Below are 26,394 nucleotides of genomic sequence, written 5' to 3'. Positions count from 1 at the left end.
CGTGTCATGGGTGAGTCCGCAAATACTATCAGAGGCTTCTCGCGGTAATTTTAGCCAGCAAGTGCGATTCATCTGTTAATAACCGCATTTACCAGCATGTAATCCCTGGTATTGTGCGGTAAGTTTGATTTTACCGGTTCATACCTGCTGACAGGCTTGTTACTCTTCGAAGTCAGGTTTTACACGTCCATAAGGAGAAAACACGTGAATCACTATGGAAAAGCGCTGGTGGCCGCCGGTTTTGTACTGCTGACGGGCTGCCAGTCGGCCACACAAGCCGACAAGACCGCCGTGCCGCTCGATGCGCAGGCGGACAGCTGTGGCGCATCTCAGTATCAACACTTTGTGGGCAAGCGGTTGTCTGCCATCGATAATCAGCGTTTCACGCAAAAAGTGCGCGCCATCCCGTGGAATTCAGCGGTAACGATGGACTTTAATTTCACCCGTCTGAACTTTATGGCCGACAAAAGCGGTAATATCAGCCGTGTCTATTGCGGTTAAGTGGCAAATAAACAGCGCATTGTCATAGAGTTGTCATGGCGTCAGGCGAAGATAACGCCTGTACCCTGGGGATAGGCGATAACCGTTCGATCGGTTCAATCAACAGGGTAAGGATTTCCTCGTTACATCAATATGCAATGCTCGTCTTGTTTATTCCCGCTCAGGCGGGAATTTTTTTCTGGTTCAGCCCGAGGAAGAAGCAACGCATGGAATATTTCCAGAGGATTTCAGTCTCATTTTTGCTGCTGGTCAGCCCGGTTGCCCTGGCTTCAAGCCCGGAGGCATGGCAGAAAAGCCAGCAGGTGATGCGGCAGGCGTGCATCAACGCCAGCACCTTAAGCAAGGTAAAAGTACTGGGTCAGGTTGTCGAGTACGATGACAGCGTAGGCTACAGCGCGTTACTGCTTGAAGGGCTCTATCCGCAGAAGCACATGAAAAACCGCCGGGGACGAGAGCTTTGCCTGTTTCAGCGCAGCAGCGGTCGGGCCAGCGTAAGCGAGGCCAACCAGTACCGGCTGGCGAAATAGGTTATCAGCGGCTCACTCATGGGGCCGCGCCTCCATCAGCCGGGCTAACAGGGCACGGTAGCGTTGCAGGCGTTGCTCATCCCCTTCAAATTCCAGCTTGTTGATCACGCGTGCGATAACGGCTTTATTGGTCGTGGGCTGCCCGGCTTCCATAAGCTCCCGCATAATAACGGCCAGCAGATCCGACTCTGGCGGGACATTCCAGTCCGGGCTGTTGAAATAATCGGTGATAGCACGGCTGGCGCTGTTAGATTGCACTCTCATTCTCCATCTCCGCAAACAGACAGCCCGCCCGGTACGCGAGTGCGCAGCAGGCAGAGTCAGGTGAGTAAGTGGCGCCCGACAGGCACGGCAAAGGTTTAATCGGGCGCATTACGTCGATCAGAACGACCCACGTCCCGCACGAATCTGGCGGTTTTTTAAACATAGGTCTGCCGTTGCGTCTTGTCAGTAACAACCTGAAATATTTTTCAATTGTGATGAGTGATTTTCAAATAATGCCGACAGGTTACGACAGGGTTTTAGCACGTAGTTAACTGATTAATAAGTTTATTATTACCGCCGATAACACCCTGGGCGGAGGCAAAAAAATCGTGCTTACCTCGGGAAACGTCGCCCGACACACGCTGGTATGAAGAGGAAATCTGCAGGGTTCGTGGCAGGGTACAGCGGGAGCTGACCTTTCGAAAGGCGGTGACGCTGAAAGATTTCCTGCCATGTCTTTTCGTGGCCAGAGAAGCGTCAGATACGCGTTGCCCGTTAAGTGCAGAACGAACTGGCAGCAAAACAGGGCATTTATCGACGCTCACCATGATGAAAAAAGGGTTACGCCTCGCGTGTCAGAGGAATAAAAACGTTTCGCTCACAACAAATGAAATAAGATAACACCGCACCCGCGCTTTTATTTTAATGTGCTGATAAACAGAATAAAAAATTCCTTTTTTTTTATTCTGGCCGGTGATATTTTTTTCTTCACCCTGCTGAAGAGGCACCGGCATGAAAAATCTGATTGCTGAGCTATTAATTACGCTGGCAGAAAAAGAAGAAGCGGTTAAAGGGCAGGTCGCGCAGATCGAAGCGCTGGAACTCGTGGTCACCGCAATGCTGCGCATGATGCCGCCTGAGCAGCATCAGTCCCTCGTTAACAGCATTGATACGGCCATGATTCATGCCGGAGTGGATCACAAGGATCACAATGCCGCGTTATTAAAAAACGCTGTCACCCAATTACTTCATCGGCCCCACAACTGACATCACGCTGATCACCAGAATAAAATTGCGATCTCTGTATTATTCCAACGCAAAAGTCGTCTGATTCTTTTCTGGCATGCCAGAATAAATACTGTCTTTATCACAACGGAGTGAAAACAATGAAAGGCAATATCCTGATAGTAGTCCTGGCAGGAATAATGATGAGCAGCCACGCTAGCGCGGCAGATAAAACGCCGCAGCAGCAAAAAATGGCGATGTGTAATGAACATGCCAGCAGCCAATCATTAAAAGGCGATGTGCGTAAGCAATTTATGAGCGATTGCCTGAAGAAAGACAGCAAAGTCGCGGACATGTCGCCGCAACAAATAAAAATGAAAACCTGTAATCTCCAGGCCGGAGATAAAAAGCTGACCGGTGACGCACGTAAAACCTTTATGAGTCAGTGCCTCAAAAAAAGCTAAGACTCAGCCGGCCATTTCGGTGGCCGCCTCCTCTCATCGCCTGCCATCAGTCCGCTGCAGCACACTTTTAATTTCTTAATAAACAGATGATTAGCGAAAAAAATCGCCATTGAGGCGTAAGCTTTTCCAATCCTTTGCCACACTTACTGTTTATAAGGGATTGCGCCGCGCGCGTTCGGGCGCGCCGCTTTTACCCGTGACGGTTGGAAAAGGAGCCATGTCGTGAACTATCAATTTGTTATTGCTCTCAAGGATTTACCGCAACGTCAGCCGGTTAAAAAAAAGCTGGGTGAAACAGAGTTGTTACTCATCCGTGAGGCTGACAGCGTCCAGGCTTTCCAGGCGAAATGTCCTCATGCAGGCGCGCCGCTTGAGCAGGGCGCTATCTGCGGCGACAGGCTCATCTGTCCCTGGCATAAAGCGGCGTTTGAACTGAGCAGCGGTAAAATGTGCGAGCCGCTGGCGCTGGCCGACCTGAAACAGTATCCCGTTCGCATCGAAAATGGCCAGATTCTGGTTAACCCTGAAGCAATGTCGCCTGCTGCGCCAGTGGGCAGCGGTGACAGCGCCCCGGTCTTTGTGGTACTGGGCGGGGGCGCGGCCGGGAGTGCGGCACTGTGGCGATTACGCCACGACGGCTTTAAGGGCCGCCTGGTGCTGGTAGAGAGTGAGCCTGAAGCCCCTTACGACCGCACGGCGCTGACGAAATTTGTTCCCTCAGGCAAAATGAATATCGATGATGTGCCGTCGCTGCTTGGCAGTGACATACTCGATCACGTCGAGCGCATTCAAAAGCGCGTTGAGCGAGTGGATAATGAGGCGCACCGTCTGGTGTTTGCCGACGATAGCACGTTGCAGTTCGATAAATTATTAATTGCAACGGGCGCAGAGCCTGTCAAGCCGTCGCTTGCCGGCGCTGATTTAGCGGGCGTACATATTCTGCGCAACAAGCAGCATACAGCGTCCCTGCTGGCGGCCGTCGATCAAAGCCAGCAGATTGTGATTATCGGTAACAGCTTTATTGGCATGGAGCTGGCCTCGTCGCTGCGTAACCGTGACGTTGAGGTGACCGTCATTGCCCGTCACGCGCTGCCGTTTGCGGCGCAGTTCGGTGAGCCTATTGGCCGTTATTTCCATCAACTGCATCAGGCCAACGGCGTGACATTTGTGGAAGGTGAGATTGCGTCGCTGCAGGGCGAAAACCACGTGACGGGCGTGCGGTTAAAAAACGGTCAGCAGATCGCTGCCGATGTGGTGCTGTTCGCCACCGGCGTTAAACCGGCCACCTCGTTTATTCACGATCTGCCGCGGGTTGAAGATGGCAGCCTGCAAACGGATGAGCAGCTACGCGTGGCAGAAAACGTCTGGGTAGCCGGTGATATTGCAACCTATCCTTCCGCCCAGGGGCCGTTGCGCATCGAGCATTTTCGCGTGGCAGAGCAGCAGGGCCAGACCGCAGCACTGAACATGCTGGGGAATATTCATCACTATGACCGCGTGCCGTTTTTCTGGACCGCGCATTATGGTACCCGCTATGAATATATTGGTCATGCCAAAGACTGGGACGACTACCAGCAGGTGGGATCGCTGGAAGAGAAAACGTTTATGGCCTTTTACGGCAAGGAAGGGCGGCTGGCTGCGGTTTTCTCGTGTGGACTCTACACGCTGACCGCCGCGCTGGTCGAAAAGATGCAGGAGTCCATGACGATGGAACAGGCACTGGCATGGTATCAGGCCCACCATTCTGCACAATAATGGGCCCGCAAACCGTCTGGCAAACGGCTTGTTTGCCAGATATGTTGGTTAACTGCGGCTCAGCTTGTCCGACTTCGCCATGCACTGCTGCATGGCTTCGATCACGGCTGAACGAAAGCCTTTTTCTTCCAGTACTTTCACCGCTTCAATGGTGGTGCCGCCGGGCGAGCAGACCATATCTTTCAACTCACCGGGATGTTTACCCGTTTCCAGCACCATCTGTGCGGAGCCTTTCACGGCCTGAGCCGCAAACCGGTAAGCCTGCGCGCGCGGCATGCCGCCCGCCACGGCTGCATCGGCCATGGCTTCAATAAACATAAACACGTAAGCCGGCGCTGAACCACTGACGCCAACCACCGAGTGGATCAGGTATTCATCGACGACTGCCGCCTGACCAAAGCTCTCAAATATCGCGACCACTTCATCGGTCTCGCTCTGTTCAACCAGCACGTTGGGCGTAACGGAAGTCATGCCTTCACCGACCAGGGAAGGGGTGTTTGGCATTGCGCGAATGATCTTACGATCGTGCCCCAGCACGGACGCCAGGTTATCCAGCGTCACGCCCGCGGCAATTGAAACGACCACTGCCTCTTTTTTCAGACTGTTAGCCAGTTCTTTCAGCACTTTGAGGATCACATTGGGTTTGACCGCACCAAACAGAATATCCACGTGCTGTGCCAGCGCTTCCGCACTCTCCGCGGCGTTAATACCGTACTGTTCGGCCATTTGCTGATTGGTGCTCGGTTTGCGGTCGTAAATCCAGATAGCTGACGGTGTTATTTGCCCGCTGTTTATCAGCCCGCCAATGATGGCTTTTGCCATGTTGCCACCGCCAATAAATCCAATTTTCTTTTCCAGCATCACCGTCTCCTTTCCTGTTTTCACCGTTATCAACGCTGTAGCTTACTGCAGACAGGATTAATAACAAGTTAGCGGTAACGCAGGGCGGCCGGGGAATTTTACTTAACCCCGTTTTGCAAAACAGGTTAACATCGTCGCTATTTTCAGAATAAGGAACACCAATGTCTATCTGGGTCGATGCGGACGCCTGCCCAAACGTCATAAAAGACGTGCTGTACCGGGCGGCAGACAGAACGCAAACCATGGTCACCTTTGTTGCGAATCAATTTTTACGCGTACCGCCATCGCCCTGGTTGCGCACGCTACAGGTGCCGGCTGGGTTTGATGTTGCCGATAATGAAATCGTGAAGCGTGTGCAGGCTGGCGATTTGGTGATTACGGCAGATATTCCGCTGGCCGCAGAGGTGATTGAAAAAGGGGCGTCGGCGCTGAATCCGCGCGGGGAACGGTATTCACCTGCCACCATACGCGAGCGGTTGACGATGCGTGATTTTATGGACACGATGCGCGCCAGCGGCGTACAGACGGGCGGTCCCGCCGCCATGAGCCCGCGGGACCGCCAGCAGTTTGCTAATGAACTAGACAGCTGGCTCAGACAACGACAACGTTAAATCAAACAAAACTGTCGTCGTCATCGTAATCATTGCCGCCGAAGTCATTCAGATCGCCGTTGTCGGCATAGGTGTCGCTCCAGCCGTTGCTTTGATCCAGGAAGGACTGATTGTCGGCACCTGTTCCCTGGTCGAGAAACGACTGATCGTTCCCGCCATTAAAGGTATTCAGGCTGTCATCGACCTGAGGCAGTGACTGGGGTTCGTTAATGATGTTAACGATCTCTTCCGGCTGAGAGTGGTGGAACATGCTGGTCAGCATATCGGCCATGACCACACCGCCTGCTACGCCAACGGCGGTTTGCAGGGCGCCGCCCAGAAATCCGCTGCCACGGGGCGCAGGTGCGCTGGCATAGGGCTGCTGCGGCGGCTGTTGCGGTGCACTGTTCCACTGGGGCGATGGCTGAGCCGGTTGGGCTTGCTGACTGCCGCCGCCAAACAGACTGGATAAAAAACCGCCACTACTTTTTGGCTGTTGCTGTTGCTGAGCCTGTTGCTGGGCCAGATGATTTTCCAGCTCCTGAACCCGCTCATTCAGTTTTTTAAGTGCCGCTTCCTGAATCAGAATGGCCTGAGCCATATAGTAGGGCGCGCCCGGTTGCGCCTGCAGGTGTTGTTTGATCAGTTGTTCGGCAGCAGCATCGCGTGCCGCAGTCTGGCTTTCAGCTTGTTTCAAACGGCTAAACAGATTTTCAATCAGTTGTTGTTCTTCGCGTTGCATAATGACTCTCCCGTTGCGACTGTTAACAGTATATGGGGGCGACGTGCAGCAATGTAAATTCGTGGCGGTAAGCAAATGTTGCTGACGTAAACTTTTTTACCCAATGCACAAAATGTGCATCGTTAACATTCTGTATTTATTTGTTTTTTTTGAATGTTGGGTGCAATCATGCGTAAAATACGCTCAATGGGTAGAGGACGAAATAAATTCCCGCTATGATGCGTCCTATTATTGAGCCTAACCTGCAGCTGTGATGGGCTGCGCGGCGGAGGAACTGCCCTGATGTCCTTGTCCATTTTTTTGATCGGTGCGCGCGGATGCGGAAAAACCACTATCGGTGAAGCCCTGTCTCATGCGCTGGGTTATGCGTTTCGCGATACCGATCATCACCTGCAATTCACGATGCAGCGTACCGTCGCGGAAATTGTGGCTGCAGAAGGATGGGAGAGCTTTCGTGCGCGTGAAACCGACTCGCTCAAAGCCGTAACCGCTCCGTCAACCATTATCGCCACCGGTGGCGGAATGGTGCTGGCGGAAGGTAATCGCCGTTATATGCGTGAGCACGGTCAGGTGATCTGGTTAAGTGCACCGCCTGACATCCTGGCCCGACGTCTGGAAAGCCAGCCGGAAAATGCTCAGCGACCCACGTTAACCGGACGCCCTATCGCTGAAGAAATGGGTGAAGTGCTCCGCGCCCGTGCGCACCTGTACCGTTCTGCTGCGCATCACGAGGTGAACGCCATGCAGTCACCTGAACGCGTCGTGGAACAGATCCTGCAGTCGTTATCTCTGGCGCGTGCCAGTTAACCCTCAGATTTATCCCGCTTTCGCCGTCCTTTCCACCGTATTGACTATACTTATCCCATGGCAGGCAATCGCCTGTCGTGTGGAATGTCATTTAGCGAAGAGGGACACATTATGCCGACAAGACCTCCTTACCCCCGAGAAGCGCGCGTTGTCACTGTGGAAAAAGGCCCCGAAGGCAAAAAAGTGACGTCATGGCAACTGCGGGCCGACCATCCCAAGCCAGATTCGTTAATTAGCGAGCACGAATCAGAGCAGGAAGCGCATGATGCAAAAGATCGTTATGAAGATGTAGAAAAAGAGTAAGCCTCTGCTCTGGCAAGGAAGCCATTGATTTCCCCAGTTTCCTGCGGCAGCCATTGCTGCGCGGCGATCACAATCACTCACTATTTCGCGTGACAGATCAGCAAGTTCCCTTCTACACTGCCAGTCACCCTAATGTGCTGTGAGGAAGGTTTATGCTCAATGTAAGTGAGTATTTTGACGGAAAAGTTAAATCCATCGGTTTTGACAGTGCGAGCACCGGCCGTGCCAGCGTCGGTGTTATGGCAGAAGGTGAATACACGTTTGGCACCGCCCAACCGGAAGAGATGACCGTGGTAAGCGGCTCAATGAAAGTGTTGCTGCCGGGTGAGACAGAGTGGAAATGGTTTGAAGCGGGATCGGTGTTTAACGTACCGGGCCACAGCGAGTTTCATCTGCAGGTAGGCGAGCCGAGCGCATATCTTTGCCGCTATCTGAAAGACTAAGAAGAACGGCCGCAGGTAATCTGCGGCCAGTTGCATCAACGCTGAGCTTCGCCGCCTAACGCTTCAACCAGATTGCTGGTCAGGGCCGCCAGTTCACTGGTCATCAGAATAAAGTCTGCATCAAAACGCTGCGCAAAATCTTCCCGATCGATATCATCATTCTGGTCACGCAGCGTATCGCTAAACTTCAGGCGTTTCACCGAGCCGTCGTCGGATAATACGAACTGAATACGCTCCTGCCAGTCCAGTGCCAGCTTGGTCACCAGCTTACCGGCTTCGATATGGTTGGCAATTTCATCGCACACCAGATCCTGTTTCTTGCAGCGAATCACGCCGCCATCTTCCAGGATGGCCTTGAGCTCGGCTTCGTCCATGAGGGCAAAACCGGCCGGTACATCCCCGGAACGCACCCATTCGGTCAGGGTAAGTTCAATCGGACTTTCCAGCGTCAGGGGCACAACCGGCAGCGAACCCAGGCTTTTACGCAGCAGAGCCAGCGTGTCTTCGGCTTTTTTAGCACTGGCGCAGTCCACCATGATCAGGTTGTTCACGGTGTCGATCCACATATAGGTCTGACTAAAACGGCTGAACGCGCGCGGTAAAAGGCTGTGCAGCACCTCATCTTTTAGCGAATCTTTTTCCGTCTTTTTTAGCTTGCGGCTCTGCTCTGCCTCAAGCTTGTCGATTTTGGCCTCCAGCGCCTGCTTCACGACCGGAGAGGGCAGGATTTTTTCTTCTTTGCGCGCGCAAATGACAATCTGACCGTTGTTCACGTGGGTCAGGGCATCGCTGCGATTGCCCATTGGTGCCACCCACCCGGTCTTGCTCATGTCCTGACTGCCGCAGGGTGAGAAGGTGAAAGCCTCCAGCTGTTTTTCCATGTCGTCTGCGGACAACGGAATGTCACGATTCAGACGATAAACCATCATATTTTTAAACCACAACATCGGGATTCCTTACCGTGGCGCGATCGGGCGCACAAATCTGACTAAGTGTGCGCATGATAGCGAAACATCGGAGCGGTTTCATTGCCTTTCAGGCATTCGCCTTTTAGTGTAGAAAACACCCTAACGAATAATGAGGAATAAACCGTGCGCATAGGCATTGATTTGGGCGGCACCAAAACAGAAGTGATTGCGCTGTCCGGCGAGGGAAAAGAGCTGTTTCGCCATCGGATTTCCACGCCCCGTGACGACTACCGGGCAACCGTGCAGGCCATCGTTGATTTAGTCCGCCTCGCCGAAGAGAAAACCGGCCAAACCGGGACGGTAGGCTTGGGTATTCCGGGCACGATTTCGCCCTATACGCAGCGGGTGAAAAACGCGAACTCCACCTGGCTAAACGGTCAGCCGCTGGATAAAGATTTGGCGCAGGCGCTGAATCGTGACATCCGCATAGCCAATGACGCGAATTGTCTGGCCGTGTCCGAAGCGGTGGATGGCGCAGGCGCTGGGCATGCACTGGTGTTTGGGGTCATCATCGGCACCGGTTCGGGCGCAGGGGTAGCGATAAACGGCGCGTCACGCATTGGCGGCAACGGCAATGCGGGCGAATGGGGTCATAATCCTTTACCGTGGATGGATGAAGACGAGTTGCGTTACCGCGCGGAAGTCCCCTGTTATTGTGGCCAGCAGGGCTGCATTGAAACCTTTGTTTCCGGTACCGGCTTTGCTATCGACTATCAGCGGTTAAGCGGTGTGGCGCGCAAAGGCGCTGAGATTGTCAAACTGCTGGAGCAGCAGGATCCGGTTGCTGCCCTGGCAATGAGCCGCTATGAAATCCGTCTGGCAAAATCCCTGGCTCAGGTTGTCAACCTGATCGATCCCGACGTGATTGTGCTGGGTGGCGGCATGAGCAACGTGGACCGCCTGTACCAGACGGTGCCCACGCTGATGAAGAAATGGGTTTTTGGCGGCGAGTGTGAAACGCCGGTGCTGAAAGCGATGCACGGGGATTCAAGCGGGGTGCGCGGTGCGGCCTGGCTGTGGCCGGAATAAACGCCGCCGTGGCCTGCGGCCCTGTGCAACATACTGAAGGATGCACAGGGCTGGCTCAGCGAACCGGCGCGAAGGCAAAGACGAGCTGCTGTGGGGCGCGCGGTGGCGGCAAAGGCATATCCCGCGCGCTGCTGACGCTCTGCCAGGCCTTCAGGCACAGCGACTCATTTCCTTCCGTTCGCATCACGTTATAGCGCCCATCCGGGCGACGCTGTGCCGTCACCAGGCAACGCTGGCCCACATAGTTTTTCGCATTGTGAAAATTGCGCATGACGGACGCATTGACCTCGCGAATATAGCGCTTCACGTCCTGGCACTGCGCCTGAGGCAGGCCTGACGCGCATTGCGCTTCGGAAGCCTCAGGATGGTGACTGCATCCTGCCAGCAGCAGCATCGTGGCCGCCATCATTCCTGTACATCTCAACATAATTAACCTCTTACGTACCCGGCAATTCAAGTTTGCTGTAACCCAGGCCATTCATCTTGCGGACCTTAATTTGCACCGGAATGCGCTCTTTCATCGCCTCGACGTGACTGATCACGCCAATGGTTTTTCCACTGGCATTGAGTGCATCCAGCGCATCCAGTGCGGTATCCAGTGTCTCTGCGTCCAGCGTGCCGAAACCCTCATCAAGAAATAACGACTCGATGCGCGTTTTGTGGCTGACCAGATCGGACAGCGCCAGCGCCAGCGCAAGGCTCACCAGAAAACTTTCTCCACCTGACAGGGTGCGGGTATCGCGTGCGCTGTCCGCCTGCCAGGTATCCACCACGTCCAGTTCCAGCGCATCGATGGCGCGGCGCTGTAAAAGGTAGCGACCATGCAGACGATCCAGCTGGCGGTTAGCCAGCGCCACCAGGTGATCGAGCGTGAGTCCCTGGGCAAAGCGCCGGAATTTATCCCCGGTCGCCGAGCCGATCAGATCGTTAAGCAACGCCCACTGCGCCAGCGTGGTTTCTTCCTGCGCTATCTGTGCCAGCAACGTTTGCTGCTGGGTCCGCAGGCTGGCGTCGCTTTGCAACTGCTGCTGCAGTTGTCCCTGCTGACTGGCGTTCTCCCTCAGGGAATGCCGCAACGCTTCCAGCTGTCTGGTCAGTGCATCGGCGGACTCAGGCATCTCATCGGGTTTAGCCTGCTCATGGGTTGCCCGCCGTTGCTGCAGCTCTGCCAGGCGGGATTGTTGATGGAGCAGATGCTGATCGATCTGCTGCAGCCGCTGGCGAAGCTGTTGCGCTTCATGCTCGTCAAGCAACGCGGCCCGCAGGCTCGCCTCGTCCGGGAATGCCGCCGCAGCCAGCGCGGCGTTGAAGTGCTGCTCAGCGTCCGTCAGGCGAGTGCCCAACCTGTGTAGCTGGCTCTCCAGCAACGTCAGTTGGCCGTGGAGGCGGCTGGCTTCAGCCTGAGACTGCTGCAGCCGTTCACGCTGCTGCGTCAGCTGCGCCTCATGATGCTCGACGCTCTCCTGCATCTGCCGACGGGCCTGAATGACATCCCGATCGCCAAACAACGTCTCACGCTGCTGACGTTTTTCGCGGTATTGCTGGTCCAGTGCGGCGAGCTGCTGTTGCTGCTGATTCAGGCGCTGCTGCTCAAGCTGCAGCTGTTGGCGCAGGGCGTCAGCCTGGCTTTCCGCACGCGCCAACTGAGGCTGCAAGTTAGCAAGCAACCGCTCACTTTCCTGCCACTGCTGCCAGCGCTGTTGCTGTTCAGCCAGCCAGCTGTCGCGCTGTGCGCTGTCAGGCAGCGTCAGACCGAAGCCTGCAAATTGTTGCGCCAGGCCCTCCTGGAGCGGCTGAGCATTCGCCTGAGCCTGTTGGTGATGGCGCTGTAAAGTCAGTAACGCCTGGTGTTCGTTCTCCAGCTGCTGCTGCGTCAACTGCAGCGTTTGCTGGTGTTGCTGCTGTGTCTGCTGCTGCTGCAGATGCTGTTCTTTTGCCGCCTGATACGTTCGCTCGGCGTGTTCCAGCGTCTCTGCCTGCGTCGTTAATGCCTGTTCCTGACGGCTCTGCGCCTGTAGCCAGTGGTCCAGTTCGTCGGTGTCGTTCAGAGTGAAGGTAAGCGCAAGCTCACCACTCAGTGCCTGCCAACGCTGGGTCAATGCATCCAACTGCTGCATTACACTGGCGAGCTCGTCGCGCAGAGACTGCTGCTGGCCCTTCAGGTGTTTTATGTGCTCATTTTTGGCCGTGCCGGTTTCGCTCAGCGCTTCCACCTGTTTTTGCAGCACGGCTTTGCGCTGTTGGTTGGCGCTGACTTCGAGCGTGCGGTAGGTTTCAACTGCGGGATGTTCGCAGGCGCCGCACAACGGGCAGGGTTGCCCGGCCTCCAGCCGCGCCCGGTGTTCCTCCAGATCGGCAATATGGCTTTCAAGCTGGCAAATCTTCTCAACGTCGGTGAGTTGCTGTTTCTCCCGCTTCCATGTTTCCCGTAGCGTCAGTAATTCAGCCTCAGCCTGCTGGCAGGCTTTTTCCAGATCCTGCAACCGTTTTTCATACTGACCGCGCTGCTGATGTAGCGGCTGCCACTGGGCTGCAAGTAACGTCAGCGTCTGACGAGCGTCACGCTGTTGCGTTAACAGCTTTAAGGCCTGACGCAAGGCTTCGGGAGGATGCGCCTTGTGAAGCGATGTTAGTGCTTGCTCAGCGTCAGACAAGATCTGCTGCGTGAGCTGCCCGGCCTGCTTCAATGGCGCAAGCTGTTGTTGCAGCTGTTCGACCTGCTGCTGGCGCTGATGAAGCTGCAACGCCTGTTGCTGAATCTGCTGCGCCGACGCCGCCTGATCGCTTTCATGGCGGGCCAGTTGAGCAAAGCGGTCCTGCCACAGCGGAAGATTTTCGCCCCAAACCGGCATATCCGCCAGCTGTTGCCGACGCGCCTGCTGCTGTGCCAGCGCCTGCTGGAGATCGCTGACCTTATGTTGCTCGGTTTGCATCGCCTGTTCACGCTGCGTACAGCTCGCCTGCTGCTGTGCGGTTTCATGCTGCAGCTGTTGGATTTGTTGCTGCAGAGCCGAGAGCGCCTGATCGAGTGGAATAACCTGTCCGCTCAGCAGCGTTTCCTGCTGGTGCTGTTGCAAACGTACCTGTTCGCGCGCCGCTTCGGTTTCCTGATAACGCTGCTGCAACTGCTGCTGCTCGTGGGCCGTCGCCTGCATCTGCTGGTTTAACTGCTGCTGACGCTGTTGCAGCTCCGCGCGTTCAGTGTGCAGGTTGTCGCGCTGTTGCAGCGCACCGCGCAGTTTTTCTGCCGGTTCACTTCGTGCCAGACGCTGGCGATCGGCCTCTGCCGCCTGACTCGCCGCGTCGGCGGCCTGACGGGCGGCGTTCACCTGTTCAGCGTCCGCGCTCATCTGCTGTGCCAGCTGCAGCCAGTGCTGCTGTTGCTGAGCGGTGTCAAACTGACGGCTGAGTTGCTGCTCGGCCTCAGTCAGGGCTGCCTGCTGTTGCTGCAGCCCGGCGCGTGTCGCCGCATCAAGCAGTGTCATGCCGCCTGCCCGATTGCGCATCAGCTCCAGCGCATTTTTGGCTTCTTTATGGCGCTCAAACGCGGCCATGGAAACGCGCCCGTAAATTTCCGTTCCGGTCAGCTCTTCCAGCAGCTCTGCGCGCTCATTTGCTTTGGCGTTAAGAAATGCGGCGAACTGGCCCTGTGACAGCATCATTGAACGGGTAAAACGTTCAAAATCCAGGCCGCTAAGCGTTTCGGTAAGCTTGAGCTTGTCGCCCACTTTGTCAGCAACGATCTGATTATCTGCGCAGCGAGCCAGCTCGACGCGGGGAGCCTGCAGTTTGCCGTCGGCCGTGCCTCGTGCGCGGTTCTGGCTCCAGAATGCCCGCCAGGCCTCACCTTTGATTTCAAACTCGACTTCGGCCAGGCACTCGGCGCAGTCCCGCGTCATCAACGGGTTGTGGCCCTGAGAAATCGCACCCAGGCGCGGCGTCTGGTGATAGAGCGCCAGGCAGATAGCGTCCAGTAAGGTGGTTTTACCGGCACCTGTCGCGCCGGTAATGGCAAACAGACCATTACTGGCGAAAGGTTCGGTGCGAAAATCGATAAACCATTCTCCTTTCAGCGCATTAAGGTTTTTGAATCGCAGCGTGAGGATCTTCATGGGTTCGCCTCCAGGTCGGCCAGCGTCTGCTTAAACAGGGTGGTGACCTGGGCGATCTGCTTGTCATCAAGCTCGTCATTAAGCGCCAGGCGTCGGGCAAAAACCTCCTCGACCTTAAGTTCGCTCAGGGTTTCGTTATCCGTTTGCGCCAGGCTGTGCTGGCGCTGTTCGCGACTGCGGCGTAACAGCAGCACTTCCACCGGTAAATCTGCCGTCAGCGCTTCAACCTGGCGCTGCAGATCGCTCAAGTACTCCTGGGTGGTGACTTCTATATCAAGCCAGACCGGCTTCTCTCCGCTGGGAGTGGAAAGGTGGGCGAGTTGCTCACTGATTTGCGCCAGGGAGCCTTTAAGCATCTGCATCGGCTGGAAGGTGGGAACCGGCAGGGGCAGGGTTTCCAGGCCGCGCGGGCTGAAAGTCAGCAGACAGACACTTTTTTCGCTGCCCAGCTCGTCAAAGCTCAGCGGAATAGGGGAGCCGCTATAGCGAATATGGTCGCTGTTCGCGACGCGCTGAGCGCGATGAATATGTCCAAGGGCGATGTAATCGGCCGGCGGAAACGCCGAGGCAGGAAACGCATCCAGCGTGCCGATGTAGATATCGCGCACGGAGTCACTTTTGCTGACGCCAAGGGCGGTAAGGTGGCCGGTCGCCACGATCGGCAGGGACATGTTCAGCGCCTGTGCCGCCGCGAAGCTGCGCTGATAATGGGCGCTGATGGCCTCCAGCAGGCTGAGCTGTTTATCCCGTCCAGACTGACCGGCCTGGCTGCGCATAATGTCGCGCGGACGCAAGTAGGGAATTGCGCACAGCAGCGCGCCGGGTTCACCCTGGCGGGTTGTCAGGATCATGACGTCGTCACTCTCCTGCGGCGTGGCAACGACCCGGGTGTTCAGACAGGCCAGCAGTTCGCGCGATTCATTCAGTGTTGCCACCGAGTCATGATTGCCCGCCAGCACCACCAGTTGACAGCCGCTGGGCTGTAACGCCACCACGAAGCGGTTAAACATTTCGCGCGCATAGCTGGGCGGCGTACCGGTATCAAACAGGTCGCCCGCCACAATCAGCGCATCGACCTGATGCTGTTCGATCTGTATTAACAGCCAGTCAAGAAAGGCCTGGTGCTCGGCGGCGCGGCTCTTGTTGTAGAAGAACTGCCCCAGGTGCCAGTCCGCGGTGTGGATAATGCGCATAAAACTCCCTGCCAAATCGATTTGCCCGGCAATTATACTGGCTCAGTCACTCAAGCCAAAAAACATGTCGTCATGTTGTCATAAATGGTTGTTGCAGGCCGGTTTTTATGGCTAACTTTTTCATAAAAGTGTCACAAAACTGACGCATAATGGCGCCGCAAATATCAGTGAAAGCCGTCCTACCTGCAGGAGTAATAATGGCTAAGCGCATTTTAGTTGTGGAAGATGAAGCTCCAATCCGTGAAATGTTATGTTTCGTACTGGAACAAAACGATTATCAGCCGATTGAGGCAGAAGATTATGACAGCGCCGTCAGCAAGCTGATTGAACCCTGGCCTGACCTGATCCTGCTGGACTGGATGTTACCTGGCGGCAGCGGCATACAATTTATTAAACATCTTAAGCGTGAAGCCATGACGCGTGATATACCGGTCATGATGCTCACCGCGCGCGGCGAGGAAGAAGATCGGGTACGCGGACTGGAAGTCGGTGCCGATGACTACATCACCAAACCCTTTTCCCCGAAAGAGCTGATGGCGCGAATTAAAGCCGTTATGCGTCGTATTTCGCCGATGGCGGTAGAAGAAGTGATCGAAATGCAGGGCCTGAGCCTGGATCCCTCTTCGCATCGCGTGATGTCAGAAACCACACCGCTGGAAATGGGGCCGACAGAATACAAGCTGCTGCATTTCTTTATGACCCATCCTGAACGTGTTTACAGTCGTGAGCAGTTACTCAATCATGTCTGGGGCACTAACGTCTATGTTGAAGATCGTACGGTTGACGTTCATATTCGTCGTTTACGTAAGGCGCTGGAACTGACCGGCCACGATCGCATGGTACAAACCGTACGCGGAACAGGTTACCGTTTCTCTGCCCGCTTTTAAACGGAGCTTTAACCGTGCTGGAACGCCTCTCCTGGAAGAGATTACTGTCCGAACTGGTGCTGGCGTGTTTGCCTGCGCTGGTGCTCGGCCTGCTGTTCGGCTATTTGCCGTGGCTGCTGTTACTGAGCGTAGTCGGTATTTTACTGTGGCATTTTTACAACCTGATGCGCCTCTCTCACTGGTTGTGGCTGGATCGTACGATGACGCCACCGTCCGGACAGGCCAGTTGGGAACCGCTGTTCTACGGGTTGTATCAAATGCAACTGCGCAACCGGCGGCGGCGGCGCGAATTAGGTAATCTGATAAAGCGCTTTCGCAGCGGGGCGGAGTCGCTGCCGGACGCCGTGATACTCACCACCGAAGAGGGGACTATTTTCTGGTGCAACGGCCTGGCACAGCAGCATCTGGGGCTGCGCTGGCCAGAAGATAACGGGCAAAATATCCTTAATCTGCTGCGTTATCCTGAATTTTCTCGCTATCTGCGGCAACGTGATTTCGATAAGCCACTCACCCTGGTGCTGAATAACCAGCACCACATGGAATTCCGTGTGATGCCCTACAGCGAAGGCCAGTGGTTGATGGTGGCTCGCGACGTAACCCAGATGCATCAGCTTGAAGGGGCACGGCGAAACTTCTTTGCCAACGTCAGCCATGAACTGCGCACGCCTTTAACCGTGCTTCAGGGCTATCTGGAGATGATGAATGACTCCGTCATGAATCAGCGCTCACGGGACAAAGCGTTGCACACCATGTCGGAGCAAACCCGGCGGATGGACAGCCTGGTCAAACAGCTCCTGACGCTGTCGCGCATTGAGGCGGCTCCGGCCATTAATCTGAAAGAAAAGGTTGATGTACCGGTTATGCTCAAACTCCTGCAGCATGAAGCTGAAACCCTGAGCGGCGGACGTCACGCCATCCATTTTCATACCGATCCTCACCTGAAAGTGTTTGGCAATGATGAACAACTTCGCAGTGCTATCTCCAACCTGGTCTACAACGCGGTGAACCACACGCCCGAGGGGACGCGCATTGATATCAGCTGGCTGCGCAGCAAGCAGGGCGCGGTATTTACCGTCTGTGATAACGGCCCCGGCATTCCACCTGAGCACATCCCGCGCCTGACAGAGCGGTTTTATCGGGTGGATAAAGCGCGTTCACGTGCGACCGGCGGCAGCGGTCTTGGGCTGGCCATCGTGAAGCATGCGCTCAGCCATCACAATGCGCGGCTGGAGATCACCAGCATCCCGCACCAGGAAACCTGTTTTACCTTTACCCTGGCACCCCGGTTGATTGTGACTAACGGGATGCAGGAGAATGCGGTTCATTAACTGCTGACGGACCGAACGATGCGCCTTCTTTTTTTGCTGTTCTTTTCTCTCTTGCCTGCCTTGGTGCAGGCGCAGCCTGTGATGCTTTCAGGCAATCTCAGCAGCGCAGGCTCGGACACGCTCGGCTATCTGATGACCCTGTGGGGCGATGACTTTAGCCGCCAGTCGCCCGGGGTAAATGTGCAGGTTCAGGCATCGGGTTCCTCAACGGCGCCAACCGCGCTGACGGCCGGCTCCGTCCAGTTAGGGGCAATGAGCCGTCCCATGCAGGCGGATGAGCGTCAGGCGTTTGAGGCGCGATACGGTTATCCTCCGTTGGCCGTGCCGGTGGCGATGGACGCGTTGGTGGTGGTGGTGAACCAGCGCAATCCGTTGTCGTCCATCACTCCCCGCCAGCTTGATGCGTTGTTCTCCGTCACCCGTCTGTGTGGCGCACAGCAGGTGCCCGAACGCTGGGGCGATTTGGGTCTGCATCAGGCTGAGTGGCAGCAGCGATCTATCCAGCGCTATGGCCGCAACTCGGCCTCTGGCACTTGGGGATTCTTCAAGCAGCAGGCGCTGTGTCAGGGCGATTTTCGCAACGACGTGGCGGAGTTTCCCGGCTCGGCGGCGGTGGTACAGGCGGTCGCCGGGGATCCGCGCAGCATCGGTTATGCCAGCTTCGGTTTTCACCTGAGTGGGGTAAAACTGCTGCCGGTTATGACAAAAAGCGGGGAAGCCGTTGCGCCCGATCCTGAATCTATCCGCAGCGGTCGCTATCCCTGGGCACGTCCGCTCTATCTGTACGTTAATAAAGTGCCAGGTAAGCCCTTGCCGCCGTTGTTAGCCGCTTTTCTGGAACAGGTTCTGTCTAATGCAGGGCAGCAGCGCGTCATCGAGGCCGGCTATCTGCCGCTGTCTGAAACGCAAATGAACCTGGCGCGCGCCTCCCTCCGCTAAGTTTCGTCGCTCGCCCACAGCCAAACGGGTTATCGCCCTCGTCAATGTTTTTCCGTTCCTGCCGCGCGGCTGGCGGGGCGCAGTGCCGCATCAGGGGCATAAATCCCCGCTGAATGCCTCGGTGCAAACCTCAAAGAGAGCACAGTCAGAATCCGGCCTCGCAACATGAAATTATTTCATCTCCAGTGAATTTTTTTCGGTTGCACATGCGCACATCGCGTGGGAATCTACATCCAGACGTTTAGCCATCTGGAAGGCTAAAATAACATTGTGTAACTATTCCCGCCCGAAATTATCTGGCCGGTGACCAGGAGTGATCATGCAAAGACAAACCGCCCCGTTTCGCGCCGACACCGTTGGCAGCTTTCTCCGTCCCGCCGCGATTAAGCATGCCCGCGAAAAATTTCATGCAGGTGAGATCGGCGCTGATGAACTGCGCGATATTGAAAACGACGCGATTCGGGACGTGGTCGCGAAGCAGCGTGAAAATGGCCTCAAGGTCGTGACCGATGGCGAATTTCGCCGCGGCTGGTGGCATTTTGACTTTTTCTACGGTCTGAAAGGTGTTGAGCATTTTGAAGCCGAGCAGGGCATTCAGTTTAACGGCGTGCAGACGAAAGCGCACGGCGTAAAAATCACCGGCAAACTGGGTTTTGACGGGCATCCGATGCTGGATCATTTTCGTTTCCTGCAGAGCGTAGCAGGCGATGCGGTAGCCAAAATGACGATTCCCAGCCCAAGCGTGCTGCATTTTCGCGGCGGCCGAAAAGTCATTGACGCTGACGTTTACCCCGATCTTGATGTGTACTTTGACGATCTGGCACAGACCTACAAAGAGGCGATCAAAGCCTTTTACGACGCCGGCTGTCGCTACTTACAGCTGGACGATACTGTCTGGGCCTACCTTTGTTCAGACGATCAAAAGCGGGAGATCCGCGAACGTGGCGACGATCCAGACCAGCTGGCCCGCACCTACGCGCGCGTCCTGAATAAGGCGTTAGAAGGGAAACCGGCCGACCTGACCGTGGGCCTGCATGTGTGCCGTGGCAATTTCCGCTCCACCTGGATCTCTGAAGGTGGCTACGAGCCGGTGGCCGAGATCCTGTTCGGCTCCGTGAATGTGGACGCGTTTTTCCTTGAATACGACAATCATCGCTCTGGCGGATTCGAACCACTGCGGTTCATCAAGCCCGGTCATCAGCAGGCGGTGCTTGGCTTAATTACCACGAAGGTGGGTGAACTGGAAGATGCCGAACAGGTGAAAGCGCGCCTGGAGGAAGCGACCCAGTACATCAGCCTCGATCAGATTTGCCTCAGTCCGCAGTGTGGTTTTGCCTCAACGGAAGAGGGCAACAGCCTGAGCGAAGCAGAGCAGTGGCAGAAGATTCGACTGGTCGTGAACGTCGCGAATCAGGTCTGGTGATAGCGGAATGCGTGCAGCGTGGCGCAATAAATGCGCCACTTGTGCATACAAACCCGCCTTTATGCTGATATTTACCATCGCTTGTTTATTTTTAAAGCACATCATCTGATGCTGTTGCAGCGAATATTGATGTGATCCTCTAATATTGATTCAAATTGCGAAATAACCCTCTGGTTTTCCGATCCCGTATTGCCTTTCTTCGCTATAAACGTTTTACTTACCGCCGTTGTCGATTATCCCTCTGTGAACAGAAAAAAAGCAGCTTAAATCACCTGCGCTAAACCCGACGCTGCGCATAATGCGCTGTCATCATCTGGTCGGTCGTTGTACTAACGCAGCGAGGGGGCAACGCAAACTTATCTTTCATCGCAACATCAGTGACAGGCCGTATGACACATCGTTTAACCGTTAAAGACATTCTCGCGCTGGGCTTCATGACGTTTGCCCTGTTTGTTGGTGCGGGTAACATCATCTTTCCTCCCATGGTAGGTATTCAGTCAGGCGAACATGTCTGGATGGCCGCTATTGGTTTTCTGCTTACCGCAGTCGGTCTGCCCGTTATCACCGTGATCGCCCTGGCGCGCGTCGGCGGCGGGATTGATGCCCTGAGCACGCCCATTGGCAAAGTGGCGGGTGTGGTTCTGGCCACGGTCTGCTACCTGGCGGTAGGGCCGCTTTTTGCCACGCCGCGTACCGCTACGGTCTCGTTTGAGGTGGGCATTGCTCCGCTTACCGGCGATGGTGAACTGCCGCTGTTTATCTACAGCCTGATTTACTTTGTGCTGGTGATGGTGATTTCCCTCTATCCGGGGAAATTGCTGGATACGGTCGGCCATTTTCTGGCACCGCTAAAAATTGCAGCCCTGACGCTGCTGGGCGTCGCGGCTCTGCTGTGGCCGGCGGGAGGAACCATTCCTGCCACGGCGGACTATCAGCGCGCCGCATTTTCCAGTGGTTTTGTTAACGGCTATCTCACCATGGATACGCTGGGCGCGATGGTCTTCGGCATTGTCATTGTCAACGCAGCACGTTCGCGCGGGATTGATAATGCAGCGCTGTTAACTCGTTACACGGTTTTAGCCGGGATTATCGCCGGCATGGGTTTGACCCTGGTTTACCTCAGCCTGTTTAAACTGGGCGCAGGCAGTGGTGCATTAGTGGATCAGAATGCCAACGGTGCGGCAATTCTTCATGCTTACGTTCAGCAGACCTTTGGTAACATGGGCAGCTTCTTCCTTGCCGCCCTGATTTTTATTGCCTGTATGGTGACCGCGGTCGGCCTGACCTGTGCCTGCGCAGAGTTTTTCGCACAGTATTTGCCCTTGTCTTACAAAACGCTGGTCTTTGTACTGGGCCTGTTCTCGATGGTGGTATCGAACCTGGGGCTGAGCCATCTGATTCAGATTTCGATTCCGGTGCTGACGGCTATTTATCCGCCTTGTATCGTGCTTGTCGTGCTGAGTTTTACGCTGAACTGGTGGAATAAAAGCAGCCGTATTATCGCGCCGACTATGCTGGTCAGCCTGCTCTTTGGTATCCTTGACGCCATCAAAACCACCGGGTTTACAGCAGCGTTACCCACATTGAGTCAGCATCTGCCGTTAGCCGACCAGGGCCTTGCCTGGTTGCCGCCATCACTGGTGATGTTGCTGATTGTGGCGCTGGTCGATCGGTTAAAAGGGGCTGAACAGGTGTCGGTTCACTCGTAACGGCTAAGATTGATTCTTCTTTAACCACGGGCTTGCCCGTGGTTTTTTCATTTCACAGGTACAGGTTGTTATGCAAGAAACCAACAAGCTCAAACGCGGACTGAGCACGCGCCACATCCGTTTTATGGCGCTGGGATCGGCGATCGGCACCGGGCTGTTCTACGGCTCGGCGGACGCCATCAAAATGGCGGGCCCCAGCGTACTGCTGGCCTATATTATTGGCGGTGCGGTGGCGTACATCATCATGCGCGCGCTGGGTGAGATGTCGGTCAATAACCCTCAGGCCAGCTCTTTTTCCCGCTATGCACAGGATTATCTCGGGCCAATGGCGGGTTACATCACCGGCTGGACCTACTGCTTTGAAATTCTGATCGTGGCCATCGCCGACGTCACCGCGTTCGGGATCTATATGGGCGTCTGGTTTCCGGAGGTGCCGCACTGGATCTGGGTGCTGAGCGTGGTGCTGATCATCGGCGCGGTCAATCTGATGAGCGTGAAGGTATTTGGTGAGGTAGAGTTCTGGTTCTCTTTCTTTAAGGTCGCGACCATCATTGTGATGATTCTGGCCGGGTTTGGCATGATCGTCTGGGGGATTGGCAACGGCGGCCAACCGACCGGTATCCATAACCTGTGGACCAATGGCGGCTTTTTTGCCCATGGTATCGTTGGGATGTTGCTGTCGCTGCAGATGGTGATGTTTGCCTATGGCGGCATTGAAATCATCGGTATTACGGCGGGTGAAGCCAAAGATCCCGCAACCTCAATCCCACGCGCTATCAACTCGGTTCCGATGCGTATCCTGGTGTTTTACGTGGGCACGCTGTTTGTCATCATGTCCATTTACCCGTGGAATCAGGTCGGCACTAACGGCAGCCCGTTTGTTCTGACGTTCCAGCATCTGGGCATTGCCGCCGCCGCGTCCATCCTGAATTTTGTGGTGCTGACCGCCTCGCTGTCGGCGATAAACAGCGATGTGTTTGGTGTTGGACGTATGCTGCACGGTATGGCCCAGCAGGGTCATGCACCTAAAATGTTCATGAAGGTCTCTAAACGCGGTATTCCCTGGGTGACGGTGGTGGTGATGATGTTCGCCATGTTGATTGCGGTGTATCTCAACTACCTGATGCCAGAAAAAGTCTTTCTGGTTATCGCCTCGCTGGCGACTTTTGCCACCGTTTGGGTCTGGATCATGATTCTGCTGTCGCAGATGGCGTTTCGACGTAAGATCGGCAAAGCGGCCGCCCGGACGTTAACCTTTGCCTTGCCCGGCGGAAGCTGGACGGCAGGCGCAGGCGTGGCGTTTTTATGTTTCATCATTGGCCTGATCGGCTATTTCCCGGATACCCGCGTTTCGCTGTATGTCGGGATGGTATGGATTGTGGTGCTGTTGCTGGGCTATAAGCTGGTGCGCAAATAACCCACGCTTGCTGTCCTGGTCCCAATATGTGCGGGGCTGGGGCAGCCAATAATGACCGGCAACACAAAATAAAATCGGCGAAATGACTCGCCGAAACGGGACAGGGCAAGTGAAACAAACAGAGGGATGATTGACAAAATCATGCTAATGCAAAATGCATCCCCGTTAAATAAGTTGCCGTAAAATAAGACAAATGCCAGCGCGCGCATCAGCGTAAACGCCCGGCCTGTCTGGGTTTATTAGCCCGAAGGCGGCAAGATCATGCTGACCGGCACCATCGCGTCGTTATCCAGGTGTTTACCCAACTGCGTCAGGGCAGCTTGCAACGGGCACAGCGTCCCGACTGCGGTGATTTGACATCCGGGTTGCCGCCACTCCTGACGTAAAAGCGGATGGCTGTCGTTCACGGGTTGTAACTGTCGCAGGCCGTCCAGACTTTGTGCCTGGAAATAGAGGCGCAGGAAGCGCTGATGCGTCTTACTGTCGCGCCAGCGTTCCAGTACCAGACTGCTGCCAGGGGGGATATTGCCCCGCGTATAACCCGGCAGTTGCCATTCAAAGCCCATTAAGCGGCGCACCATCGCAATGTTGGTGTCATGTGCCACCAGAAGCAGCCAGCGCACGTCAGGGTCGTTACCTTTAATGGCCTCAAGCATCTGGGACAGCAGCAGGGAACCGTGACGTTGTGCCATGTAGAGCACGTCATTGCTGAGATCATAATTCGTGGTGAGCAGAGGAAGCAGAGCGGTGATCTGCCGGGCAGAGGTGATGTGTCCCCATGCCAGTTTCGCGAAAGGGAGGTTCTCGCTGTAGCCCAAACGCAACGTCTCGACCATGGCGGCCATGGCGCTAAGGCCCTCAACATAGACGCTTCCGCTTTTCGTCTGTTTCAACGCCCACGGACGATCGAAAAAGGGGCAATCGCTGCCGGACCGGCATACCGACTGTTTAAGCAGCGTGATCGCGGGCTGAAGCTGCTGCTGACGCTGCGCTAAATCCCCGGCCGCGTGACGTTTTGCCTCCCGTTCACGTTGGGGATCGGTATGGGCAAAAGGCAGTTTCTCGGTTTGAAAGAGAGGATCGATATCGCCGGCGACGGTATGAATCGCCACGCCACAGCCGGGAAACGCGCCATCCACCAACGCTTCGGCAGTCGCCCGCGTGCGCTGCAGCGGGCTGGCGCGGACATAGATCGCCTTCGCGTCAGGGCAACCTGCGTTAAGTAAACCCAACTGGCGATAGTGCTCCCCTTCCCAGCGGGCCTTATTGACCACCGCGCTGTAGCCATGGCCCGTCAGTTCGCCGTCCGCCGTGCTCCAGACGTACCACGGCTGCTCGCTTGCCGCTTCAATCTCTGTGCGGTTACCCGGCGTCGGCGGACGTACCCCGTGTCGGCTCAGCTCCACGACTTTCTCAAGTTGGTACTCGGGGGCGGCGTGCAGCGGCCCCGCCATGAGCCAAAAAGTGCAGAGCATAAACCAATGTCGGGGCAGACAGGCAGCCATCATCAATCCTCAATTTCGTGCGTGGCGAGCAGCGCTTTAATTTGCGGATAGATTACCGCATTCGCCAGCAAAACAGGATTGCCCTTTTTCAGGCCGTCGTTGCGCAAATAATCGTTAGTCACTCCTCCGGCCTCGCGCATCAATACGATGCCCGGCAGGCCATCCCACGGATGCATATGCGCTTCGTAATAGCCAATCAAGCGACCTGCAGCGGCCCAGGCACTGGTTAACGCGCCGGAGCCGATGCGAATAAACATCCCGCCTTGCCTGAGCAGGGCTTCGATGAGCTGCGTCACGTGCTCGCCGGGAACCCGACTGGAATTACTGATTCCCAGCAGGCCCTCATTAAGCTGTTGGGCTTTATGCACCTCTAGCCGGGTATCGTTGAGCCAGGCACCACTGCCTTTGCGGGCATGAAACAGTTCGTGATGATTGGGATCGCAAATCACGCCCACGACGGGCTCACCGTCGCAAACAATTGCCAGCGATACGCACCAGTTATGCAACCCGTTCACAAAACAGGCGGTGCCATCGATGGGATCGATCACCCATACGATACGGGCACCCTGAGTGTCACCGCCGCTCTCTTCTCCCAGAACGGCATCATCAGGATAGCGCTCTGAAATCAGTGACTTAATTAATTCTTCAACGTTGCGGTCAGCGTCACTGACCACATCCTGAAGGTCCCTCTTATGTTCCACCACCAGTTTTTGACGCTGTTGATACCATGACCAGGCGCGGCTTGCGGCCGCACGGGCGATTTCGCAGGCGTAATGATAGCGCGCGTCAATCTCAGAATGCAGAGCGGATGACATGTTTCCCTCTTATGATTTTAAAACATATCGGATAAAGGAAGCGCCTGAACAGGCGGTCTGACAGTGAGAGCATCGTGAATCATAGTTAAGCAAGGCTTATTAAGCCGCAGACCGGAACCAATGGCAATATGGCTGTGCTACTGACTGCGCGCTTTTTCAGCGTTACAGGTTTGTGGTGCGATGAAATGCGCTCACAAACCTGACGCCGTCAGGGGAAGATTACAACTGTTGATCGGTGGCCAGCTGCATCAGACGCGGATAAAACTGAAAAAAGCAGGCCTCAAACGCGGAGTAATGCGCCGTAAAATCGTGATAGGAGTCGCGCAGGGCGGCCAGCCTGGGGCGACGGCTCGCCATGCCATTCAGTACCCGTTCGAGACGCTCCGGGTCGGCGTAATGTTCGAGCCAGCGTTCACGCCACATTACGGCATTGAGCGCTTTAAATTCGTCGGGTGTGGCAGCCAGCTGCGGAACAATTTCGCTTTCGGCGTTGGCCGAAAATTGTTGTAGCGAGTGCGCCTGATGGAAGCGATCCCAGTGACGCGCCAGAAAATGGTCCCAAACGACATCCAGGGTAATGGGCGCAACGCGGTAGGTTTCTGCCCGAAAAAGCTGGCGTGCCTCACGCACTTCCGGCAAGGCATCGGTCATGACATCAAGCCGGCGATGCATCAGAATGCCGTCGGCCACCGGTTTGGGCCAGTGTTGATGCGGCGCACCGCGCACAAAATCCGCCATCAGATTGCCGAGGAGTGAGCTGCCTGCAAGATGGGCTAAGTGAAGATGAGCAAGAAAATTCATGCGCTATTATAAGCGCAACTCGCTGTGCGCAGCCAGTTGTTCAGAATTGTGCGATTTTCCGCTAAA

The 26,394-nt window shown here is 55.6% G+C and carries 26 protein-coding genes; 16 read left to right on the top strand and 10 right to left on the bottom strand.

From position 1 onward, the window contains the following. The first annotated feature begins 204 nt into the window (after positions 1-204). Together GKC68_RS17275 and GKC68_RS17270 are read left to right on the top strand one after the other, a co-directional pair. A complete protein-coding gene (locus GKC68_RS17275) occupies positions 205-501 on the top strand; it encodes an I78 family peptidase inhibitor (protein ID WP_342656362.1) in 297 nt (98 codons plus the stop codon). Between the two features lie 206 nt (positions 502-707). Beyond that, positions 708-1,028 carry a hypothetical protein gene (locus GKC68_RS17270; protein WP_028724036.1) on the top strand — a complete coding sequence of 107 codons (321 nt, stop codon included), beginning with the start codon at positions 708-710 and terminating at the stop codon, positions 1,026-1,028. Between the two features lie 12 nt (positions 1,029-1,040). Here the strand turns inward: GKC68_RS17270 and GKC68_RS17265 are convergent, their stop codons facing one another. Further along, on the bottom strand, positions 1,041-1,292 hold the full coding sequence (locus GKC68_RS17265; protein ID WP_014606466.1) for a biofilm development regulator YmgB/AriR family protein: 252 nt from the start codon (positions 1,290-1,292) through the stop codon (positions 1,041-1,043). Positions 1,293-2,024: 732 nt separating this feature from the next. Between GKC68_RS17265 and iraP the strand changes: the two genes are divergently transcribed. From iraP to GKC68_RS17250, 3 genes are all read left to right on the top strand, one after another. Then, a complete protein-coding gene (gene iraP / locus GKC68_RS17260) occupies positions 2,025-2,279 on the top strand; it encodes an anti-adapter protein IraP (RefSeq protein WP_028724035.1) in 255 nt (84 codons plus the stop codon). Positions 2,280-2,398: 119 nt separating this feature from the next. Further along, on the top strand, positions 2,399-2,701 hold the full coding sequence (locus GKC68_RS17255) for a PsiF family protein (protein ID WP_028724034.1): 303 nt from the start codon (positions 2,399-2,401) through the stop codon (positions 2,699-2,701). A gap of 222 nt (positions 2,702-2,923) precedes the next feature. Beyond that, positions 2,924-4,456, top strand: coding sequence for an FAD-dependent oxidoreductase (locus GKC68_RS17250; protein ID WP_342656361.1), 1,533 nt, complete (start codon positions 2,924-2,926; stop codon positions 4,454-4,456). Between the two features lie 48 nt (positions 4,457-4,504). Here the strand turns inward: GKC68_RS17250 and proC are convergent, their stop codons facing one another. After that, positions 4,505-5,317, bottom strand: a complete 813-nt coding sequence (proC, locus tag GKC68_RS17245) for a pyrroline-5-carboxylate reductase (protein ID WP_047714432.1) — start codon at positions 5,315-5,317, stop codon at positions 4,505-4,507. 161 nt (positions 5,318-5,478) lie between these two features. Here proC and GKC68_RS17240 point away from each other — a divergent pair, with 161 nt between their 5' ends. Further along, the gene (locus GKC68_RS17240) at positions 5,479-5,928 is read left to right on the top strand and encodes a YaiI/YqxD family protein (protein ID WP_014593046.1); all 450 of its coding nucleotides are present in this window, start codon (positions 5,479-5,481) and stop codon (positions 5,926-5,928) included. 1 nt (position 5,929) lies between these two features. Here GKC68_RS17240 and GKC68_RS17235 read toward each other — a convergent pair whose 3' ends face one another. Continuing rightward, the gene (locus tag GKC68_RS17235) at positions 5,930-6,649 is read right to left on the bottom strand and encodes a DUF2076 domain-containing protein (RefSeq protein ID WP_064365640.1); all 720 of its coding nucleotides are present in this window, start codon (positions 6,647-6,649) and stop codon (positions 5,930-5,932) included. Between the two features lie 282 nt (positions 6,650-6,931). Between GKC68_RS17235 and aroL the strand changes: the two genes are divergently transcribed. The 3 genes from aroL to ppnP all read left to right on the top strand — a co-directional run bounded on the left by aroL (position 6,932) and on the right by ppnP (position 8,202). Continuing rightward, a complete protein-coding gene (gene aroL / locus GKC68_RS17230; protein ID WP_028724030.1) occupies positions 6,932-7,456 on the top strand; it encodes a shikimate kinase AroL in 525 nt (174 codons plus the stop codon). A gap of 111 nt (positions 7,457-7,567) precedes the next feature. Beyond that, positions 7,568-7,759, top strand: coding sequence for a YaiA family protein (locus GKC68_RS17225; protein WP_014606461.1), 192 nt, complete (start codon positions 7,568-7,570; stop codon positions 7,757-7,759). A 152-nt stretch (positions 7,760-7,911) separates the two neighbouring features. Continuing rightward, complete coding sequence (ppnP, locus tag GKC68_RS17220; protein ID WP_013024838.1) at positions 7,912-8,202, top strand: pyrimidine/purine nucleoside phosphorylase; 291 nt, start codon at positions 7,912-7,914, stop codon at positions 8,200-8,202. A 35-nt stretch (positions 8,203-8,237) separates the two neighbouring features. Here ppnP and rdgC read toward each other — a convergent pair whose 3' ends face one another. Continuing rightward, positions 8,238-9,149: a recombination-associated protein RdgC gene (rdgC, locus tag GKC68_RS17215; protein ID WP_013024839.1), complete on the bottom strand. Its 912-nt coding sequence runs from the start codon at positions 9,147-9,149 to the stop codon at positions 8,238-8,240. 144 nt (positions 9,150-9,293) lie between these two features. Between rdgC and mak the strand changes: the two genes are divergently transcribed. After that, a complete protein-coding gene (mak, locus tag GKC68_RS17210) occupies positions 9,294-10,199 on the top strand; it encodes a fructokinase (protein WP_028724028.1) in 906 nt (301 codons plus the stop codon). A 55-nt stretch (positions 10,200-10,254) separates the two neighbouring features. On the opposite strand, the gene GKC68_RS17205 is transcribed toward mak, so the two are convergent. The 3 genes from GKC68_RS17205 to sbcD are packed head-to-tail and all read right to left on the bottom strand — an operon-like array spanning position 10,255 to position 15,504. Further along, complete coding sequence (locus tag GKC68_RS17205; protein ID WP_058705599.1) at positions 10,255-10,626, bottom strand: cell envelope integrity TolA C-terminal domain-containing protein; 372 nt, start codon at positions 10,624-10,626, stop codon at positions 10,255-10,257. Positions 10,627-10,636: 10 nt separating this feature from the next. After that, positions 10,637-14,311: an AAA family ATPase gene (locus tag GKC68_RS17200; RefSeq protein WP_342656360.1), complete on the bottom strand. Its 3,675-nt coding sequence runs from the start codon at positions 14,309-14,311 to the stop codon at positions 10,637-10,639. Continuing rightward, positions 14,308-15,504, bottom strand: a complete 1,197-nt coding sequence (gene sbcD / locus GKC68_RS17195; RefSeq protein WP_342656359.1) for an exonuclease subunit SbcD — start codon at positions 15,502-15,504, stop codon at positions 14,308-14,310. Before sbcD ends, GKC68_RS17200 begins: the two co-directional genes overlap by 4 nt. Before the next feature lie 197 nt (positions 15,505-15,701). Between sbcD and phoB the strand changes: the two genes are divergently transcribed. The 6 genes from phoB to proY all read left to right on the top strand — a co-directional run bounded on the left by phoB (position 15,702) and on the right by proY (position 23,207). Further along, positions 15,702-16,391, top strand: coding sequence for a phosphate response regulator transcription factor PhoB (phoB, locus tag GKC68_RS17190; protein ID WP_028724024.1), 690 nt, complete (start codon positions 15,702-15,704; stop codon positions 16,389-16,391). A 14-nt stretch (positions 16,392-16,405) separates the two neighbouring features. Next, positions 16,406-17,719, top strand: coding sequence for a phosphate regulon sensor histidine kinase PhoR (phoR, locus tag GKC68_RS17185; RefSeq protein WP_013024845.1), 1,314 nt, complete (start codon positions 16,406-16,408; stop codon positions 17,717-17,719). A gap of 18 nt (positions 17,720-17,737) precedes the next feature. Next, complete coding sequence (locus GKC68_RS17180) at positions 17,738-18,658, top strand: PstS family phosphate ABC transporter substrate-binding protein (RefSeq protein ID WP_028724023.1); 921 nt, start codon at positions 17,738-17,740, stop codon at positions 18,656-18,658. Between the two features lie 319 nt (positions 18,659-18,977). After that, positions 18,978-20,081 carry a cobalamin-independent methionine synthase II family protein gene (locus GKC68_RS17175; RefSeq protein ID WP_028724022.1) on the top strand — a complete coding sequence of 368 codons (1,104 nt, stop codon included), beginning with the start codon at positions 18,978-18,980 and terminating at the stop codon, positions 20,079-20,081. A 389-nt stretch (positions 20,082-20,470) separates the two neighbouring features. Beyond that, positions 20,471-21,790 carry a branched-chain amino acid transport system II carrier protein gene (brnQ, locus tag GKC68_RS17170; RefSeq protein WP_342656358.1) on the top strand — a complete coding sequence of 440 codons (1,320 nt, stop codon included), beginning with the start codon at positions 20,471-20,473 and terminating at the stop codon, positions 21,788-21,790. 70 nt (positions 21,791-21,860) lie between these two features. Further along, on the top strand, positions 21,861-23,207 hold the full coding sequence (gene proY, locus GKC68_RS17165; RefSeq protein WP_013024849.1) for a proline-specific permease ProY: 1,347 nt from the start codon (positions 21,861-21,863) through the stop codon (positions 23,205-23,207). A 239-nt stretch (positions 23,208-23,446) separates the two neighbouring features. Here proY and GKC68_RS17160 read toward each other — a convergent pair whose 3' ends face one another. The 3 genes from GKC68_RS17160 to GKC68_RS17150 all read right to left on the bottom strand — a co-directional run bounded on the left by GKC68_RS17160 (position 23,447) and on the right by GKC68_RS17150 (position 26,328). Then, on the bottom strand, positions 23,447-24,715 hold the full coding sequence (locus GKC68_RS17160; protein ID WP_110957234.1) for a histidine-type phosphatase: 1,269 nt from the start codon (positions 24,713-24,715) through the stop codon (positions 23,447-23,449). Then, positions 24,715-25,527, bottom strand: a complete 813-nt coding sequence (locus GKC68_RS17155) for an inositol monophosphatase family protein (RefSeq protein WP_028724017.1) — start codon at positions 25,525-25,527, stop codon at positions 24,715-24,717. Before GKC68_RS17155 ends, GKC68_RS17160 begins: the two co-directional genes overlap by 1 nt. 219 nt (positions 25,528-25,746) lie before the next feature. Further along, entirely contained in the window at positions 25,747-26,328 is a 582-nt protein-coding gene (locus tag GKC68_RS17150) for an ACP phosphodiesterase (RefSeq protein WP_047714439.1), read from the bottom strand. Positions 26,329-26,394: the final 66 nt, after the last annotated feature.

Source organism: Pantoea sp. RSPAM1, from assembly GCF_038816185.1.
Taxonomy (GTDB): Bacteria; Pseudomonadota; Gammaproteobacteria; order Enterobacterales; family Enterobacteriaceae; genus Pantoea; species Pantoea ananatis.
This window is presented reverse-complemented; position numbering and strand designations above follow the sequence as displayed.